Annotated in this window: 12 protein-coding genes and 5 pseudogenes; 10 read left to right on the forward strand and 7 right to left on the reverse strand. The window is 73.9% G+C overall.

Annotation, left to right across the window (positions count from 1 at the left end; translation table 11 throughout):
• Positions 1 to 13 precede the first annotated feature (13 nt).
• Entirely contained in the window at positions 14 to 1651 is a 1638-nt protein-coding gene (locus DA06_RS05070; protein ID WP_043497878.1) for a DUF5682 family protein, read from the forward strand.
• Entirely contained in the window at positions 1648 to 2250 is a 603-nt protein-coding gene (locus DA06_RS05075; protein ID WP_418607029.1) for a hypothetical protein, read from the forward strand. Before DA06_RS05070 ends, DA06_RS05075 begins: the two co-directional genes overlap by 4 nt.
• 16 nt (positions 2251 to 2266) lie before the next feature.
• Here the strand turns inward: DA06_RS05075 and DA06_RS05080 are convergent.
• The 5 genes and pseudogenes from DA06_RS05080 to DA06_RS05100 form a co-directional block, all read right to left on the reverse strand.
• Positions 2267 to 3012: pseudogene (locus tag DA06_RS05080) on the reverse strand (ABC transporter ATP-binding protein).
• A gap of 158 nt (positions 3013 to 3170) precedes the next feature.
• Positions 3171 to 3863 (reverse strand): response regulator, encoded by a 693-nt coding sequence (locus DA06_RS05085; RefSeq protein ID WP_043497907.1) that lies wholly within the window; start codon positions 3861 to 3863, stop codon positions 3171 to 3173.
• A gap of 246 nt (positions 3864 to 4109) precedes the next feature.
• A pseudogene (locus DA06_RS05090) lies at positions 4110 to 4262 on the reverse strand (sensor histidine kinase); the annotation flags it as partial.
• Positions 4263 to 4380: 118 nt separating this feature from the next.
• Positions 4381 to 5115, reverse strand: a pseudogene (locus DA06_RS05095) (sensor histidine kinase); the annotation flags it as partial.
• Between the two features lie 148 nt (positions 5116 to 5263).
• A pseudogene (locus DA06_RS05100) lies at positions 5264 to 7125 on the reverse strand (ABC transporter ATP-binding protein).
• A 255-nt stretch (positions 7126 to 7380) separates the two neighbouring features.
• Here DA06_RS05100 and DA06_RS05105 point away from each other — a divergent pair.
• Positions 7381 to 7698 carry a MarR family winged helix-turn-helix transcriptional regulator gene (locus DA06_RS05105; RefSeq protein ID WP_418607031.1) on the forward strand — a complete coding sequence of 106 codons (318 nt, stop codon included), beginning with the start codon at positions 7381 to 7383 and terminating at the stop codon, positions 7696 to 7698.
• 132 nt (positions 7699 to 7830) lie between these two features.
• Positions 7831 to 10200: an NAD-dependent DNA ligase LigA gene (gene ligA, locus DA06_RS05110; protein WP_418607032.1), complete on the forward strand. Its 2370-nt coding sequence runs from the start codon at positions 7831 to 7833 to the stop codon at positions 10198 to 10200.
• Positions 10201 to 10275: 75 nt separating this feature from the next.
• Here ligA and DA06_RS05115 read toward each other — a convergent pair whose 3' ends face one another.
• The gene (locus tag DA06_RS05115; RefSeq protein WP_043497891.1) at positions 10276 to 10668 is read right to left on the reverse strand and encodes a VOC family protein; all 393 of its coding nucleotides are present in this window, start codon (positions 10666 to 10668) and stop codon (positions 10276 to 10278) included.
• Positions 10669 to 10892: 224 nt separating this feature from the next.
• On the opposite strand from DA06_RS05115, the gene DA06_RS05120 reads away from it, so the two are divergent.
• On the forward strand, positions 10893 to 11399 hold the full coding sequence (locus tag DA06_RS05120) for a GNAT family N-acetyltransferase (RefSeq protein WP_052436388.1): 507 nt from the start codon (positions 10893 to 10895) through the stop codon (positions 11397 to 11399).
• A gap of 57 nt (positions 11400 to 11456) precedes the next feature.
• Here DA06_RS05120 and DA06_RS05125 read toward each other — a convergent pair whose 3' ends face one another.
• Positions 11457 to 12746 (reverse strand): phospholipase D-like domain-containing protein, encoded by a 1290-nt coding sequence (locus DA06_RS05125; protein ID WP_418607034.1) that lies wholly within the window; start codon positions 12744 to 12746, stop codon positions 11457 to 11459.
• A 214-nt stretch (positions 12747 to 12960) separates the two neighbouring features.
• Between DA06_RS05125 and DA06_RS05130 the strand changes: the two genes are divergently transcribed.
• The 5 genes and pseudogenes from DA06_RS05130 to DA06_RS05150 all read left to right on the forward strand — a co-directional run bounded on the left by DA06_RS05130 (position 12961) and on the right by DA06_RS05150 (position 18464).
• The gene (locus DA06_RS05130; protein WP_043497894.1) at positions 12961 to 13380 is read left to right on the forward strand and encodes a hypothetical protein; all 420 of its coding nucleotides are present in this window, start codon (positions 12961 to 12963) and stop codon (positions 13378 to 13380) included.
• Positions 13381 to 13543: 163 nt separating this feature from the next.
• Positions 13544 to 13843: an Asp-tRNA(Asn)/Glu-tRNA(Gln) amidotransferase subunit GatC gene (gatC, locus tag DA06_RS05135; protein ID WP_043497896.1), complete on the forward strand. Its 300-nt coding sequence runs from the start codon at positions 13544 to 13546 to the stop codon at positions 13841 to 13843.
• Positions 13840 to 15349, forward strand: a pseudogene (gene gatA / locus DA06_RS05140) (Asp-tRNA(Asn)/Glu-tRNA(Gln) amidotransferase subunit GatA). The gene gatC and the pseudogene gatA overlap by 4 nt, the downstream one beginning before the upstream one ends.
• Positions 15346 to 16851: an Asp-tRNA(Asn)/Glu-tRNA(Gln) amidotransferase subunit GatB gene (gatB, locus tag DA06_RS05145; RefSeq protein WP_043497899.1), complete on the forward strand. Its 1506-nt coding sequence runs from the start codon at positions 15346 to 15348 to the stop codon at positions 16849 to 16851. Before gatA ends, gatB begins: the two are co-directional and overlap by 4 nt.
• Positions 16852 to 17012: 161 nt before the next feature.
• Positions 17013 to 18464, forward strand: coding sequence for an NAD-dependent malic enzyme (locus DA06_RS05150; protein WP_418607036.1), 1452 nt, complete (start codon positions 17013 to 17015; stop codon positions 18462 to 18464).
• The last annotated feature ends 152 nt before the right edge of the window (positions 18465 to 18616 follow it).

Below are 18616 nucleotides of genomic sequence, written 5' to 3' on the forward strand. Positions count from 1 at the left end.
CGGTGAGCCACCGATGCTCAGCACCGCCGGCGTCCGTGAGCTCGCGGCCTCCCTCGTCAGCGGCGAGCTGGTGGTCGTGCCGGTGCGGCACCACAGCCCGGCGTGCGCGTGGCACGTCCGCCGGGCCGTCGACGAGCACCGCCCCTCGGTGGTCCTGGTGGAGGGTCCGCGCTCGCTGACGCCGCTCGTCCCGCTGCTCACCCACCCCGCGGCGCGGATGCCGCTCTCCGTCTACACCTGGGCGGTCCGCAGCAGGAGGGGCGCCGCCGCGGAGCGGTGGAGCGCGCACCTGCCGCTCTGTGACTACTCCCCCCGAGCTCGTCGCGCTGCGCGAGGCCGCCGCGCGGGGCGTCCCGGCGCGCTTCATCGACCTCGACCTCGCCGAGCAGTCCGCCCTCGCACCCGGGACTTCGACCCGGACGCCGAGGAGCCGCTGCAGGACGAGCACCACTACCGCACCAGCGCCCGCCTCCAGGCGCTGGCCGAGCAGGTGGGCTGCCGCGATCACGAGGACCTCTGGGAGCACCTCTTCGAGGCGGACGCCACCGAGGTGACCACCGCGGAGCACACCGCCCGGGTGACGGCGTGGTGCCAGCTGGCCCGGCTGGACCACCCCGCGGCGGAGCTGGACCGGGACGGCACCACCGCCCGCGAGGCCGAGATGGCGTGGCACGTGAGCCAGGCCCTGGCGGGACGGGTTCCGGGCGACGGGCCGGTGCTCGCCGTCGTCGGCGGCTTCCACGCGGTGGCGCTCCCCGCGCTGCTGGCCGACCCGCCGGCCCGGCCTCGGGTCAGCGCCGACGCGGTGACCGGAGGGGCGGCGATCGTGCGCTACACCTTCGAGCGCCTGGAGCGCCTCAACGGTTACGCGTCCGGGATGACCTCGCCGGCCTGGCACCAGCAGCTGTGGCAGCTCATGACCGAGGGGGCCGAGAACCCGCGCCCGAGGGCCGCTCTGTCGACGATCCTCGACATCGCCGACGAGCTCCGAGGGCGCCACCAGACCCCGGTCCCGATGCCCGCCGTCGCCGCCGCGTACGAGCAGGCGCTGCGCCTGGCGGACCTGCGCGACCGGGCGGCTCCGCTGCGCAGCGACCTCGTCGACGCCGTGTCGAGCTGCTTCGTCAAGGGCGACGCCGACGTCGAGGGCGCCCTCGTCGACGCCGTCACCCGCCGCGTTCTCACGGGCACGGCCGTCGGCACCGTCCCGCCGGGGGCCGGCACCCCGCCGCTGGTCGCCGACGCCCTTGAGCGGCTGCGCCGCCGGAATCTGGACGTGGAGGGCGAGCCCCGGACCGCCGCCCTCGACCTGTACCGGCGGCCCGCCCACCGCGAGACCAGCCGCCTCCTGCACGGGCTCGCCCTGCTCGGCGTCCCCTTCGCGGTCCGCACCGCGGGGCCGGACTTCGTCCACGGCCACGGCCTGAGCCGGCTCCAGGAGCGCTGGGATTACCGGTGGACCCCCGCGACCGACGGCGCGCTCGCCGAGGCCTCCGTGCACGGGGGGACCCTGCCGGCCGCCGTCCTGACCCGGTTCGAGCAGCTGCTGGAGGCCGAACGCGCCGCCGCGCCCGCAGCGCCCCGGCCGCGACCGCGCTGCTCGTGCGCGCCTGCGTCCTCGGCCTCCACCACCACGTGGCCGAACCCGTGAGGCTCGTCCGGGAGGCTCTCGCCACCGACGTCGCGTTCGACGCCCTGGCCGCGGCGACGGCGCAGCTCGCCCTGCTGTGGGAGGCCCGCGAACCGCTCGACGCCCGGACGCTGGAGCCGCTGCCGGCTCTGCTCCGGACCGCCTACGAGCGCACGATCTTCCTCGGCCGTGAGCTGACCGGGCAGGAGTGCGCCCCGGCCGACGCCGTCGCCGCTCTCGTGCAGCTGCGCGAAGTCCTGGTCGGGGAGGCGGCGAGCGACCTCGACGCGGACCTCTACTGGGACGTGGTGGACCGGCTCGCGTCCGCGCACGAGGTCGCGCTCGTGCGTGGCGGCGCCACCGGCCTGCGGTACTCGGCCGGTCGTGCCGGCGCGGAGGGGCTCGAGCGCCCGGCGAGGGCCGCGCGTCCTCGGGCCCGAGGGGATGGTCGTCCGTGCCGCGCGCGACGACGGACGCGTCCGCCAGCGAGGCCGTCACAGTCCGGTAGGTGGTGTCGCGCGCGAGGACGCCGGCGAGCAGCGTCGCGGCGACGAAGGCCGTGGCGACGACGACCGCGACCCCCCGCCGCCGCGAGACGGCGGGCGCCGGTGCGCATCTGAGAGAGGGTCAGGAGGATCATCGGACCATCGCCTCCGGGCGCAGCGCGTCCAGGCCGGTGAGGACGGACTCCGGGGTGGGGTCGGTGATCTCGCCGGCCAGCAGGCCGTCGGCGATGAGGACGACCCGCTGCGCGTAGGCCGCGGCCGTGGGGTCGTGGGTGACCATGACGATGGTCTGGCCGAGCTCACGCACGCAGGTTCGCAGGAAGGACAGCACCTCCGCGCCGGCGCGGGAGTCGAGGTTGCCGGTCGGCTCGTCGGCGAACACCACGTCCGGCCGGGTGACCAGGGCCCGGGCGATGGCGACCCGCTGCTGCTGCCCGCCGGAGAGCTCCGCGGGCCGGTGGGTGAGCCGCTCCCGCAGGCCGAGGATGTCGACCAGCGTGTCCATCCACTGCCGGTCGGCGCGCGCCCGGCCAGCTCGCACGGGAGGGTGATGTTCTGCTCCGCGGTGTACATCGGCAGCAGGTTGAAGGACTGGAAGACGAAGCCGACGCGCTCGCGGCGCAGCAGCGTCAGCCGGCGGTCGTCGAGCCCACCCAGGTCGGTCTCGCCGAGGAGGACCCGCCCGCCGCTGGGCTCGTCCAGGCCGGCGAGCAGGTGCATGAGCGTGGACTTCCCCGAGCCGGACGGCCCCATGATCGCGGTGAACGCCCCCGCCTCGAACGCGACGTCGACGCCGCGCAGCGCGTGGACGGCGACGTCGCCGCGTCCGTAGACCTTCGTCAGGCCTGTGGCGCGGACGGCTGGAAGCGGGCTCATGGGCAACTCCTTCGAGGCGGTGCGCGGCCCGGGGGGCCGCGTGGCCGGGAGGTTCCCGGCAGGAACGACGCTACGGAGCCCGGGTGCTCGCCGTCGTCGGGCCCGGGGCTGGTCCCGGAGTCATGCCGTGGTCGGACCGCCGCGCGCCGACGTCCGCCTCAGGAGCCGGGGGTCACCAGCCCGGTCTCGTACGCCACGACGACGGCCTGGACCCGGTCCCGGGCGCCCAGCTTGGCCAGCACCCGGCCCACGTGGGTCTTGACCGTCGCCTCCGCGACGAAGAGCTCGCCGGCGATCTCGGTGTTGGACCGCCCGCGTGCCATCAGCACGAGCACCTCCCGCTCGCGGTCGGTGAGCGACTCGAGGATCGCCGGCGGTGTCCTCTGCTCGTCGGGGAGCACGTCGGCGAGGTGCTCGATCAGCCGTCGGGTGGACGACGGCGCGATGACCGCGTCGCCGCGGTGGACCGTGCGGATCGCGGCGAGCATCTCCTCGGGCGGGGCGTCCTTGAGGAGGAACCCGCTGGCCCCGGCCTTGATCGCCTGGAGCACGTACTCGTCGAGGTCGAACGTCGTCAGGATGATGACCTTCGGCGCCACGCCGGCCGGTCCGGGCGCGCCGGTGAGCTCGGCGGTCGCCGCGAGGCCGTCCATCGTGGGCATGCGCACGTCCATAAGGACGACGTCCGCGCGGTGCGAGCTCAGCAGCCGCAGCGCCTGGGCGCCGTCACCCGCCTCCACCACCACGTCCATGTCCGGCTGCGAGCCGATGACCATGGCGAACCCGGCGCGGACGAGCTGCTGGTCGTCCACCAGGGCGACGCGGATCGTGGTGGTCTCGGTCGTGGTCATCGGCGCTCTCCGGGGACGGTCGAGGGGGCGGGGGCCGGCCCGGGTGCCCCGGCTGCGGGCAGCGGGATCTCGGCACGGACACGGTAGCCGCCGCCGGGCCGCGGTCCGGCCTCGAGGGAGCCGCCGAACAGGGCGGCGCGCTCCCGCATGCCGAACCAGGCCCTGTCCGCGGCCGTCGGAGGTGGCGGCGGCGCCGCGACCGTCGTCGTCGACCTGGACGAGGAGGTGCCGGGGCGAGCGGTGCAGGGCGACGGTCACCGCGGCCTCCGGGCCCGCGTGCTTGAGCACGTTCGTCAGCGCCTCCTGGACGATCCGGTACACGCTCAGCCCGGCGCCGGGCGGCAGCGGACCGGCGGTGCCCGTGCGGACCACGGAGACCGCCACGCCGGTCGCACGCACCTGGGCGACGAGGCTGTCGAGATCGGCGTCGTCGGGCTGGGGGGAGACGCTCGGTGGCGTCCTCGGTACGCAGGACGCCGAGGATCCGCCGCATGTCGGCCAGGGCGTCGCGTCCCATGTCGGAGATCGTGCGCAGGGCGCGCTCGGCGGCCTCAGGATCCGTGCGGGCGGCGTAGCGTCCGCCGTCGGCCTGGGCGATGACCACCGAGAGGGAGTGCGCGACGACGTCGTGCATCTCCCGGGCGATGCGGGTGCGCTCGGCGGCCGTGGCGAGCCGGACCTCCTGGTCCCGCTCGACCTCCAGTCGCCGGGCGCGCTCCATGAGGGCCTCGAGCCGTTCGAGGCGGCTGCGTCGGCTCACGGCGACGGCCCAGGTGGCGAACACCATGCCCGCCACGGCGAGGAACCACAGGACGACGGCGGACCACAGGAAGCGGCCGGGGATGTAGACGCCGAAGGCGACCCCGAGCAGCAGCGCGCCGGCAAGCGCGCCGAGCAGGCCGGCGCGGCGTGCCCAGCGCGGGCCGTAGACGGTGACGGAGTAGAGGGAGACGAGCACCAGCACGTCGACGGGCAGGATCATGAACCCGACGAGGAGATGGACCAGCGCGGAGGCGTAGACCACGATCGCCGAGGCCGCCGGGCGGGTGCGCTGCCACGCGAGCGCCGCGCACATGAGGATCGAGGCCGCGACGCCGATCGCGGGGACCGACGGGGTCCCGTAGCTCATGGACATCGCCGCGGACGGCAGGCCGAGGAGGGGCAGGAGGACCAGGGCGAGCAGGGAGTCGACGGTCATCCGCCGGGTGCGGGGGTCGCGGAGGCGCTCACGCACGGCCGCGGTCGTTCCCATGCCTCGAGCCTAGGATCTTCGGGGACGACCGCGGATCATCCGCTGGGCGGACCCGACGGGTGACGGCTCATACCCGGGTCGAGGTCGCCGGACGGTCCCGCCCCGGCCGGTGCCGGGCCCGCCGCCGCGGGTCGCGCACCGGCCGCCCTCAGGCGGCCAGGGCCGGTTCCGGCCGGCGCTCCTCCGCCGCCGCCAGCAGGGCCGCGTAGCGACCGCCGGCCGCGGCGAGGGTGTCGTGGTCGCCGAGCTCGACGACGCGCCCGCCGTCGAGCACCGCGATGAGGTCGGCGTCCCGCACTGTGGACAGACGGTGGGCGACCGTGATGGTGGTGCGTCCCCGGCTGACGGCGTCGAGCGCGGCCTGCACGTTGCGCTCGGTCCGGGTGTCCAGGGCGCTGGTGGCCTCGTCGAGGACGAGCACCCGCGGGTCGCGCAGCAGCGTCCGGGCGATGGCGAGCCGCTGCTTCTCCCCGCCGGAGAAGCGGTGCCCCCGCGCCCCGACCAACGTGTCGTAGCCGTCCGGGAACGAGGCGATGAGGTCGTGCACCTGCGCGGCGCGGGCGGCGTCCTCGATCTCGGCGTCGGTGGCGTCCGGGCGCGCGTGGCGCAGGTTCTCCCGGACGCTCGCGTGGAGGAGGTACGTCTCCTGGGAGACCATGCCGACGATCTGGGCGAGGGTGCTCAGCCTGAGGTCTCGCAGGTCGACGCCGTCGATGCTCACCAGCCCGGCAGTCGGGTCGTGCAGCCGGGCCACGAGCGAGGCGAGGGTCGTCTTGCCGGCGCCGGTGGACCCGACCAGCGCGAGGCGGGTGCCGGCGGGGACCACGAGGTCGACGCCGTCGAGCGCCGGCCGCTCGCCGCCGGGGTAGGTGAGGCCGACGCCCTCGAACCGGACGGTGCCGTGCACCCGCGCGGGATCGAGCTCGACCGGCTCCGCCGGGTCCGCGATGTCGACCGGGAGGTCGAGGTACTCGAAGATCCGGCTGAAGAGCGCGAGGGAGCTGGTCACCTGCACCCCGACGTTGAGCACGCCCATGAGCGGGCGGAACAGGGCGGCCTGGAGGGCGGTGAACGCGACCAGGGTGCCGATCGTCATCCCGCCCGACGTCGCCGGAAGGCCCGCCACGAGGTAGACGAGCGCCGGGATGGCGGAGAAGACGACGCTCATGGTCGCCATGCGCCAGCGGCCGGCGAGCTCCGCACGCACCTCGAGGTCCAGCAGGTTCTCCGACCCCGCGCGGAACCTCTCGGACAGGAGGGTCCCGGTGCCCATGGTCTTGCCGAGGAGCACGCCGCTGACGGAGAGGGACTCCTCCACCTGGCCGTGCAGGTCGGCGAGCGCGCGCTGGCGCCGGGCGGTGACGGCGCGGCGCATGACGGCCACCCGGCGGGTGAGCCAGACCGCCGGCGGCAGGACGACGAGGGAGAGGAGCGAGAGGCGCCAGCTCAGTGCCGCCATGGCGACGGCGGTGCCCACGGCCGTGGTGAGGTTGGAGGCGATCGACGTGGCCGCCGTCGTCACGACGGACTGCATGGCGCCGATGTCGTGCGTGAGCCGCGACTGGACCTCGCCGCCGCGGGTCCGCGTGAAGAAGTCGAGGGACTGCCGCTGGAGGTGGGTGAAGACGTCCGTGCGCAGTCCGTGCATGACTCGCTGGCCCACGGTCGTGGACAGCCAGGTCTGCAGGACGCCGAGCACGGAGCTGACCACGGTGACGGCGAGCATGCCGCCGACCAGGAGCAGCAGCAGCTGCACGTCCTGCTGGGGGGATCGCCTCGTCGATGAGGTGACGGGTGAGGAAGGGGGGTGGCCAGCCCGACGACGGACGCGGCCACGATGAGCCCCACGACGACGGACAGGCGGCCGGCGTACGGGCGGAAGAGCGCGCCGATACGGCGCAGGCTGACCGGGTGGGCGTCGAGCTGGGCGAGATCCTGCGGGTCCTTGCGGGCGGGGGAGTCCCCCCGGTGGCCGCTGCGCGGCCCGGCGATGACGTCACTCACGGACATCACCTCGTTTCTGTCTGGGCAACATGCTGAGGTTACCTCACAATGAGGCGAGACGCCAGCCTGGGTAGGGTGACGCCATGAGCGAGGGGACCGGCGACGGGCACGCGGAGGCGCACGGTGCACGGGCCGGGCACGGCACGCAGGTGGGCGGGCACGGCGCGGGAGACCCGGCGGAGCTGCTGATGCGCGCCGCACGCACCCCTGCGGCGGCGCTCGGCCGAGGCGCTCGCTCCCTGGGAGCTCTCGCCGCACCACGTGCGCGCCCTGCGGGCGGTGTGTGCAGGGGCGGCCGAGAGCGAGACGCGCCTGTCCGACGTCGCCGGCGCGCTGCGCATCGCGCCCCGGTCCGCCACCGAGGTGGTCGACGTCCTGGAGTCACGGGGGCTGGTCGAGCGCTCGCCGTCCTCGCGGGACCGGCGGGCGGTCGTCGTCCGGCCGACGGCGGAGGGGCTGCGCGTGCAGGAGGCGCTCGAACGTCATCGTGCCGAGCAGTCCGCGGCCTTTCTCGGCGCGCTGAGCCCCCAGGAGCGGGACACGCTCGCGAGGCTGCTGCGCAAGGTCCTCGACGACTGACCGCCCCCTCGATCGGCTCCGGACCGACGAAAATCCCGGTCCCGGACGACTGCCCTTTGACCCGACCGGAGCCGCGCCGCCGGGCGGCCGTTCGCCGAGGCCGGCGTCGGTGGTGCCTGCCATCATGTCCTCGTGACCGAGACCTCAGCGACGCCCGACTCCGACGACGACCTCGGCCTGACGCCGGAGGGCGAGCCGGCCGACGCGCGCCCCGCGGCCGAGGCCGACGTGCGGCAGCGGTGGACCGAGCTGGCCGAGGCGGTCGACGCCGCGCAGTTCGCCTACTACGTGCGGGACGCGCCGACGATCTCGGACGCCGAGTACGACGCGATGATGCGCGAGCTCGAGGCGCTGGAGGAGCGGTATCCCGACCTGCGCGTGCCGTCGTCCCCGACCCAGCGCGTGGGCGGTACCTATTCCACGGACTTCGCCACGGTCCAGCACCGGCAGCCGATGCAGAGCCTGGACGACGTCTTCTCCCTCGAGGAGCTGCGGGAGTGGGCGTCGAGGGTGCACGCCGCGGCCGGGCGCAGCGACGTGGCCATGACCTGCGAGCTGAAGATCGACGGGCTCGCGGTCAACCTGCTGTACGAGCGGGGCCGCCTCGTGCGAGCCGCCACCCGTGGCGACGGCCGCACCGGGGAGGACGTCACGCTCAACGTCCGCACCATCGGCTCGGTCCCTCAGCAGCTCGCGGGCGACCGAGTCCCGGAGAGCATCGAGATCCGCGGCGAGGTGTTCTTCCCGGTGACGGCGTTCGAGGAGCTCAACGCCTCCCTCGTCGCGGCGGGCAAGGCCCCGTTCGCGAACCCGCGCAACTCCGCGGCGGGCTCCCTGAGGCAGAAGGACCCCAAGGTCACCGCCTCACGGGCGCTCGACATGATCGCCCACGGCGTCGGTTCGGTGGACTGGGGCGCCGGCGGCCCGCCCGAGCGGTGGTCGAGCCAGTCGCACCTCTACGAGCAGCTGAAGGCCTGGGGCGTCCCGGTCTCCTCCCGCACCCGCGTGGTCGACTCCCGCGAGGCGGCGGAGGAGATGATCGCCTACTACGGCGAGCACCGGCACACCGTCGAGCACGAGATCGACGGCATCGTCATCAAGGTCGACGACTTCGCGCTCCAGCGCCAGATGGGCTCCACCTCCCGCGCGCCTCGCTGGGCCGCCGCCTACAAGTACCCGCCGGAGGAGGTCAACACCAGGCTCCTCGACATCCGGGTGCAGGTGGGCCGAACCGGCCGGGTCACCCCGTACGGCGTCATGGAGCCCGTGCTCGTCGCCGGGTCGACCGTGTCGCAGGCGACGCTCCACAACGCGAACGAGGTGCGACGCAAAGGGGTGCTGATCGGGGACACGGTGGTGCTGCGCAAGGCGGGGGACGTCATCCCGGAGATCGTCGCCCCGGTCGTCGACCTGCGGGACGGCACCGAGCGCGAGTTCGTCATGCCCACCCGCTGCCCGTCCTGCGGCACCCCGCTGGCACCGGCGAAGGAGGGCGACGTCGACCTGCGGTGCCCCAACGCCCGGTCCTGCCCGGCCCAGCTCACCGAGCGGGTCGCGCACATCGCCTCCCGCGGTGCGCTCGACATCGAGGCGCTCGGCGGCGAGGCGGCCCTGGCGCTGACGGACCCCGAGGCCGGGCGGGAGCGGGTGGTGGCGGCCCGCGCAGTCGAGGCCGGCCACGGCCCCGTGCCGGACGAGGCGGCTCTCGCCGCGGCGGAGGCCGACCTGCCGCCGCGCCAGCAGCCCGTCCTGACCACCGAGGCGGGGCTGTTCGACCTCACCGCCGAGGACCTCGCCGAGGTCCGGGTCTGGCGCGAGATCAAGAAGGACGGCGTCGGCACCGGCCGCTGGGAGCAGCGGCTCTTCTTCTGGACGACACCCACCTACAAGAAGGACGGGACGCCCGACCGGCCGTCCAAGCCCGCGGCCAACACCGAGCGCATGCTCGCCGAGCTGGAGAAGGCCAAGGCGCAGCCGCTGTGGCGGGTGCTCGTCGCCCTGTCGATCCGTCACGTCGGTCCGACGGCGGCACGGGCGCTGGCCACCGAGCTCGGCTCGCTCGAGGCGATCCGGGAGTCCACGCCGGAGGCGCTCGCCTCGGTCGACGGCGTCGGCCCCGTCATCGCCGAGGCGCTGGGGGAGTGGTTCGCCGTCGACTGGCACCAGGAGATCCTCGCGCGCTGGGCCGCGGCCGGGGTCCGCACGGCCGACGAGCGCGACGCCTCCGTCCCGCGCACGCTCGAGGGGCTGACCGTCGTCGTCACGGGCTCCCTCGAGAGCTTCAGCCGCGACTCCGCCAAGGAGGCGATCATCGCCCGCGGGGGGAAGGCGTCCGGTTCCGTGTCGAAGAAGACCGACTACGTCGTCGTCGGTGACAACGCCGGGTCCAAGGAGGCCAAGGCGCGCGAGCTCGGCCGGCCCATCCTCGACGAGGAGGGTTTCGAGGCGCTGCTCGCCGGAGGGCCCGAGGCGGTGGCCAACCTGGTGCAGGCCGAGGCCTAGTCGCCGGACCCGGGCACGGCCCCTCCGGACCGAGCCTCGGCCCGCCGGCCGGGGCGCGGCCCCTCCGGACCGAGCTCAGCCGGCCGTGCGTCCCGCGTCCTGCCAGAGCCCGACGACGTTCCCCTCCGGGTCCCGGAAGTACGCGGCGAACCCCAGGTCGCCGACAGGCATCTTGTCCTGAAGCACCTCGCCGCCGTGGGCGGCGACCGTCGCGAGGGTGGCGTCGGCGTCGTCGGTGTCGATCGTGATGACGGTGGTTCCGTTGACGCCCGTCCGGGCCGTCATGCCCCCGCCGATGTAGCCGGGCTCGGTCGCCGAGCCGTCCTCCCGGGTCGGGCCCGACGAGACGGTCACGTAGTCCCAGCCGGGCATGTCCCTCATCGTCCAGCCGAACACCTCGCGGTAGAACGCCTTGGCCCGTCCGGCGTCGTCGAACGGGATCTCGAAATGCACCACGCGCCCGGTCATGGCGGGCACCTCCTCGTGCCGGGGGCGCCGGGGCGGCGCCCGACGGACCCAGGGTAGGAGCACTGCGGAGCGGGGTACAGGCCGGTGACCAGGCCCCGCACAGACGCGCCGGTGCTCGCGGAACCGCGCGGGCGGAACCGCGCGGGCGGAAGCGCGCTCGCGGAAGCGCGCTCGCGGAACGGCGCCCGCGGGCACCACCCGCCGGCGGCGTCATAATGACGCCTGTGCTTCCCACCGCCCGTGCCACCGTCGACCTTGCCCGCCCGGAGGAGTTCGGGAGGATCGGGCAGATCGGCGTCCAGGCCTACCGGGCCGTCTTCGAGCTGTCCGAGGACTACGCCACGGCGCTGCGCGACGTCGCGGCCCGGGCGGCCGACGCCGTCGTCCTCGCGGCGCGCGAGGGACGGAAGGTCGTCGGCTCCCTGACGCTGGCCGCTGCCGGCACGGACTACGCGGACATCGCCCTCGGCGACGAGCTGGAGGTGCGCATGTTCACCGTCGACCCGGGCGCCCAGGGCCGCGGTACCGGGGAGGCGCTGCTGCGCGGGGCGGCGGAGTGGGCCCGCGAGCACGGATACCCGGCCCTCGTGCTCTCGGTGGTCAGCACCGACGGCCCGGGGACGCCGCACCGGCTCTACGAGCGGGTCGGTTTCCGCCGCGTGCCGTCCCGGGACTATGTCGGCGGCTGGGACCCGCGCCCGCAGATGTGGTTCTACGAGCTCCGGGTCTGACCGCCCGCGCGTCCTGTGCGCCTCCGGCGTTGCGCGGGATCGGAGAGGGGCGCGTGCTCAGAGGAGAGGGCCGAGCGGTTTGAGAAGTCGCTCGACGACGCGGCGGGGCATCCCGCGCTGCTCCCACTCCTCGAGCGTCAGCTCCCGGCAGTTTCCGAGGTCGTTGGCGAAGATCTTCTCCATCTGCGCGGCGAGCTCGTCGTCGTAGAGCTCGAGGTTGATCTCGAAGTTGCCGGTCATGGACAGCCGGTCGATGTTCGTGGTCCCCACCGTCGTCCAGCGTCCGTCCACGGTCATCGTCTTCGCGTGCACCATCGCGTCCTGGAAGAGCCAGATGCTGACTCCGGCCTCCAGGAGGCGTGAGTAGTAGGTGCGGGCGGCCCAGTCCGCGAGGATGTGGTTGGAGTACTCGGGGATGAGCACCCGCACGTCGACCCCGCGGCGGGCGGCCGAGATGAGCGCGTGGAGAATCTCCCGGTCCGGGATGAAGTAGCCCTGCGTGATGTAGACGTGGTGCTCGGCGCGGTCGATCGCCTCGAGGTAGATGCCGCGCACGGGGAAGATCAGGCGTGCCGGGGCGTTCTGCGCCGCGCGGATGCGGGCGTCCCACGAGCGCGCGCCGTGGTCCGGGATCTCCGGGTGGCTCTTCCTGCGGTGGTCGTTCCAGAAGTCGACGAAGGCGTTCTCGAGCTCCCAGGCGGACGGGCCGTCCACCCGCAGGTGCGTGTCCCGCCATGACGTGGCGTACAGATCGCCGATGTTGTACCCGCCGACGTAGCCCGTCACCCCGTCGACGACCAGGATCTTGCGGTGGTCGCGGCCGGTCTTGCGCAGGTTGAACGTCAGCAGGCCCGGCCGGAAGAACGGGAACTTCAGCACGTGCAGGTTCGGCAGGTCGGGGAACTGCTTGAACCGCGGCGAGACAACGGTGTTGCCCCAGCTGTCGAACACCACGAACACCTCGACCCCGCGCCGTGCGGCCGCCAGGAGGGCCTCCTTGAACCGCTGCCCCGTGCCGTCGGACTTCCAGATGAAGGTCTCGAAGTAGATGGTGCGCTCGGCGGCGTCGATGCGCGCGAGCATGTCCTCGTAGAGGTCGGCGCCGTAGGTGAACGTCGTGACGAACGAGTCCGCCACGGGCACGCTCGCCGGCTCCGTGCGCGGGAACTCGCCCGACGGGGGCTCGCGGAGCTTGCGGACCCGGTCCACCGTCAGCACGGCGGCGACGGCGGCCGCCTGCAGCGCAGCCACGCCAGTGACGTACCACCGCACCGCGCGCCACACGTCCTTCGGGCCGACGTGGGGCAGTCGGAGGATCGTGGAGACGGCGCGCTGACGGAGCGACATGTGCACAAACCTAGGGCACTGCGCCGTCCGGATCATCGGGAATCTCCCGGAGCCTCGCGGGTTCGGTGGCTGCGGCGCCGCCTCGTGCGCCCGTCCGGGGCCGGGGGGCGGGTCGGCGGGACGGCCCGGTCGGCGTCGTGGTCGGTCACCGGGGCCGGACTGGGGGGAGCCACCATCGGCGGCGCGGTGCGTCCCACGAGGCGATACTGGCCGGATGATCTCCCTCGAACTCGCGCGGGCCCTGCAGGAGGCGGGGCTGCGCTGGCGGCCGGCGGCCGGGGACCGCTTCTCGATCGACCAGCCCGACCTGGCCGACGACGTCTTCACGATCTCGGAGATGACGGTCGAGGCCCGGACGTACCCCACCGGCACGATCCTCGGCTTCAACGGCACGACGGAGTGGGCGCTGGACTCCGTCACCCTCGAGCAGACGATCTGGCGACCGCGGGAGGACCAGCTCCGCGAGCTGCTGGGTGCCACGTTCCGCCGCCTCGAGCGCGACGACGGCGCCTACCGCGTGCGGGCGACCTTCCCCGCCGGGGCCGGCACGGAGGAGGTCGAGCACGCGGCCGCGGAGCCCGCCGACGCGTACGGCGCGGCCCTGCTCGACCTCATCGGCCGCTCGTCCGGCTGACCGGGCTCCTCGGGTCGGCCGCCGATCCTCGGGCCCGGTCGCCCGGTTCCTCGGCGCCGCCACCATGCTCCCCGGCCCGGTCACCCGGTTCCCCGGTTCCCCGGGCCTGCTGTCCGGGCACCCGCTTCCGCGGGCGCACGCCGAGCCACGTAGAATCGCCGCCATGTCCACCATCTCTTCCGACGAGGTCGCGCGCGTCGCGGCCCTGGCACGGATCGCGCTGACCCACGAGGAGATCGACCGGCTCGCCGGCGAGCTCGACGTCATCGCCGGCGCCGTCGCCCGGGTCAACGAGGTCGCCACCCCGGACGTGCCCGCCACCTCCCACCCGATCCCGCTGACCAACGTCTGGCGGGAGGACGAGGTGGTCGAGACGCTCGACGTCGACGCCGTCATGGCCGCCGCGCCGGAGGCGAGCGACGGCATGTTCGCCGTGCCGCAGATCCTCGGGGAGGACGCATGAACGACCTCACCCGCCGCACCGCCGCCGAGCTGGCCGAGCTGCTCCGCTCCGGGGAGGTCTCCAGCGTCGAGGTGACGCAGGCCCACCTGGACCGCATGTCCGCCGTCGAGGGTGCGGTCAACGCGTTCCTGCACACCAACACCGACGAGGCGCTCGCCGCCGCCGCCGACGTGGACGCCCGGCGGGCCGCCGGCGAGGACCTGCCCGAGCTGGCCGGCGTGCCGATCGCGGTCAAGGACGTCGTCGTCACCAAGGGGCAGGTCACGACCGCCGCCTCGAAGATCCTCGAGGGCTGGGTGCCGCCCTACGACGCCACGCTGGTGCGCAGGCTGCGCGAGGCCGGCATGCCGATCCTCGGCAAGACCAACATGGACGAGTTCGCCATGGGCTCGAGCACGGAGCACTCGGCGTTCGGGCCGACGCGCAACCCGTGGGACCTCGACCGGATCCCCGGCGGCTCGGGCGGCGGCTCCGCGGCCGCCGTCGCCGCCTTCGAGGCCCCGCTCGCCATCGGCACGGACACCGGCGGGTCCATCCGGCAGCCCGCCTCCGTCACCGGCACCGTCGGCGCCAAGCCGACCTACGGCGGCGTCTCCCGCTACGGCCTCATCGCGATGGCCTCCTCGCTCGACCAGGCGGGCCCCGTCTCCCGCACGGTGCTCGACTCGGCCCTGCTGCACGAGGTCATCGGCGGTCACGACCCGCTCGACTCCACCTCGCTGACCGACGAGGTCACCGGGCTCGCCGAGGCGGCCCGGGCCGGGGACCTGAAGGGGGGTGCGCGTCGGCATCGTCTCCGAGCTCGGCGGCGAGGGGTACCAGCCCGGCGTCCGCGCCAGCTTCGAGCACGCGGTGGAGCTGCTGCGCTCCGCCGGCGCCGAGGTCGTCGAGGTCTCCTGCCCCAGCTTCGACTACGCCCTGGCGGCCTACTACCTGATCATGCCCGCCGAGGCGTCCTCGAACCTCGCGAAGTTCGACGGCATGCGCTTCGGGCTGCGCGTCGAGCCCGGGAGCGGCCCGGTCACCGCCGAGACCGTCATGGCCGCCACCCGCGGCGCCGGCTTCGGCGACGAGGTCAAGCGCCGCATCATCCTGGGCACCCACGCCCTCTCGGCCGGGTACTACGACGCCTACTACGGCTCCGCCCAGAAGGTGCGCACCCTCATCCAGCGCGACTTCGCGGCGGCCTTCGCCGACGCCGACGTCCTGGTCTCCCCGACGTCGCCGACCACGGCGTTCCGTTTCGGCGAGAAGCTCGACGACCCGCTGGCCATGTACCTCAACGACATCGCCACGATCCCGGCGAACCTCGCCGGCGTCCCCGGTCTCTCGCTGCCCTCGGGCCTGAGCGACGACGGCCTGCCGGTCGGCTTCCAGATCCTCGCGCCGGCCCGCGAGGACGCCCGCATGTACCGGGTCGGAGGCGTTCTCGAGCGCCTGCTGACCGCCGAGTGGGGCGGCCCCCTCCTCGACAAGGCCCCCGAGCTGGAGGTGAGCTCCCGATGAGCACGCAGACCGAGACGTTGGTCGACTACGACGAGGCGGTGCGCAAGTACGACCCGGTCCTGGGCATCGAGGTGCACGTGGAGCTGGGCACCGCCTCGAAGATGTTCGACGGCGCCCCGCAGACCTTCGGCGCCGCGCCCAACACCGCGGTCACGCCCGTCTCCCTCGGGCTCCCCGGCGCGCTGCCGGTCGTCAACGGCAGGGCGGTGGAGTACGCCGTGCGTATCGGCCTCGCGCTGAACTGCGAGATCGCGGAGTCGTGCCGCTTCGCCCGCAAGAACTACTTCTACCCGGACGTGCCGAAGAACTTCCAGACCTCGCAGTACGACGAGCCGATCGCGCACGACGGCCACCTCGACGTCGAGCTCTCCGACGGCGAGATCTTCCGGGTGCAGATCGAGCGCGCCCACATGGAGGAGGACGCCGGCAAGAACACCCACGTCGGCGGCGCCACCGGCCGTATCCACGGGGCGACCCACTCGCTCGTGGACTACAACCGGGCCGGCATCCCGCTGGTGGAGATCGTCACCCGGCCCATCGAGGGCGCCGGCGAGCGTGCGCCCGAGGTGGCCCGCGCGTACGTCAACGCCCTGCGCGACATCTTCCGCACCCTCGGTGTCTCCGAGGCCCGGATGGAGCGAGGCAACGTCCGCGCGGACGTCAACGTCTCCCTGCGCGCGAACCCGGCCGCCGCGCTGGGCACCCGCACGGAGACCAAGAACGTCAACTCCTTCCGCTCGATCGAGCGCGCCGTGCGCTACGAGATCTCCCGCCAGGCGGGGATCCTCGACGCCGGCGCCGCCGTCGTGCAGGAGACCCGGCACTGGCACGAGGACACCGGCACCACGTCGCCGGGCCGCGTGAAGTCGGACGCCGAGGACTACCGGTACTTCCCCGAGCCCGACCTGGTGCCGATCGCGCCCGCGCGGGAGTGGGTCGAGGAGATCCGGGCGAGCCTGCCCGAGCTCCCGGCCGTCCGCCGTCGCCGGCTGCAGGGCGAGTGGGGCTTCTCCGACGCCGAGATGCGTGACCTCGTCAACGCCGGCGCCGGCGACCTCGTCGAGGCCACCGTCGCCGCGGGCGCCTCGCCCGCCGACGCCCGCAAGTGGTGGATGGGCGAGCTCTCCCGCACGGCCAAGGCCGACGGCCTCAGCCTCGAGGAGCTGTCCGTCACCCCGGCCCAGGTGGCCGAGCTGTCCGCGCTCGTCGGGGCCGGGCGCATCAACGACAAGCTGGCGAAGCAGGTGCTCGCGGGCGTGCTCGCCGGCGAGGGGGCGCCGGAGGAGGTCGTCGTGGCCCGCGACCTGGAGGTCGTCTCCGACGACGGCGCCCTCGAGGCCGCCGTCGACGAGGCTCTTGCCGCCAACCCGGACGTCGCGGAGAAGATCCGCGGCGGCAAGGTGCAGGCGGCGGGCGCGATCGTCGGTGCCGTCATGAAGGCGACGCGCGGACAGGCGGACGCCGCCAAGGTGCGCGAGATCCTCATGGCCCGCATCGGCTGAGAGGCCGGCGCGCGAGACGTCCGGGCGGCGGGCCCCTCCTCGGAGGGGCCCGCCGTCGTCGTCCCTGACCCGGCCGGCCCGGGCTGCGGGCGCCTCGTCCGTGGCGGTGTGACGCGGGTTACGATGCAGCGCACTCTCACCCCTGCCCGGAAGGCGCTCCCATGGCACTGCCCAGTCCTAGCTACACGATCACCCTGCGGGTGGAGGTCCCGGCGTCGCAGCGGGCCACGAGCACGGTGGTCTCGGCGGTCGCCGAGGCGGGGGCCGCCGTGATGGGCGTCGACATCGTCCACTCGTCCACGACGAAACTGACGGTGGACGTCACGTGCGACACGGTGGACGGCGAGCACGGGGAGCGGGTGCGGGACGCCCTGGACGCCCTGGAGGGTGTCAAGGTCCTGAAGATGTCGGACTCGACGTTCCTGATGCACCTGGGCGGCAAGATCGAGGTGAACCTGAAGGTGCCGCTGAAGACCCGCCGCGACCTCTCGCGTGCGTACACCCCGGGAGTGGCCCGTGTGTGTCTGGCGATCGCGGAGAAGCCGGAGGACGCGCGGCGGCTGACGATCAAGCGGAACACGGTCGCGGTGGTGACCGACGGCACGGCGGTGCTCGGGCTGGGGGACATCGGGCCCGCGGCGGCGCTGCCGGTGATGGAGGGCAAGGCCGCGCTGTTCAAGGAGTTCGGGCACGTGGACGCGTGGCCGGTGTGCCTGGACACCAAGGACACCGAGGAGATCATCTCGATCGTCAAGGCGATGGCGCCGGTGTACGGCGGGATCAACCTGGAGGACATCTCCGCGCCGCGGTGCTTCGAGATCGAGGCGCGGCTGCGGGAGGAGCTGGACATCCCCGTCTTCCACGACGACCAGCACGGCACCGCCATCGTGGTGCTGGCGGCGCTGATCAACGCGCTGAAGGTGACCGGGAAGTCGATGGAGGACGTGCGCATCGTCGTCTCCGGCGTCGGCGCCGCCGGCTCGGCGATCATCAAGCTGCTCAAGGCCCAGGGCGCCCGGTACATCCTCGCCTTCGGACGGGGCGGAGCGCTCCACCGGGAGGCCGCCAACGGCGACGAGTACCGTCGGTGGATCGCCGAGAACACGAACGAGGAGGGCTTCACGGGCACGCTGAAGGAGGGTCTGGCGGGTGCGGACGTGTTCATCGGAGTCTCGGCGGGCAACATCCTCACCGGCGCCGACGTCGCCACGATGAACGACGGAGCCATCGTCTTCGCGCTGGCGAACCCCACGCCGGAGGTTGACCCGATCGAGGCCGGGGAGACGGCCGCCGTCGTCGCGACGGGGCGGTCGGACTACCCGAACCAGATCAACAACGTGCTCGCCTTCCCGGGCCTGTTCCGGGGGCTGCTGGACGTGGGGGCGACGCACATCTCGCCCGAGCTGCTGCGGGTGGCGGCGGTGGCGATCGCCGGCGTGGTCTCCGAGGACGAGCTCAACCCCGCGTTCGTCATCCCCGGCGTCTTCGACGTCCGCGTGGCCGAGGCGGTCGCCGACGCGGTGCGCACCGAGGCGCAGCGCCACCTCGACGAGCAGAGTGCCGGCGTGGAGGCCGGGTCCGACGTCGGAGCCTCGGCCGCCCCGGCCAGCTGAACGCCCGCCCCGGCCGGCTGAGTGCAGCCCCGGCCGGTTGCGTGCAGCCCCCGCCGATTGCGTGCCGCCCCGGCTGAAACCCCGCCCGACCAGTGGGTGCCGCGGGGAGCGACCGCTGGGTGCCGCGGCAGCGAACGCAGCGAAGCCCCCGA

The organism is Georgenia sp. SUBG003 (genome assembly GCF_000715355.2).
Lineage (GTDB): Bacteria > Actinomycetota > Actinomycetes > Actinomycetales > Actinomycetaceae > Georgenia.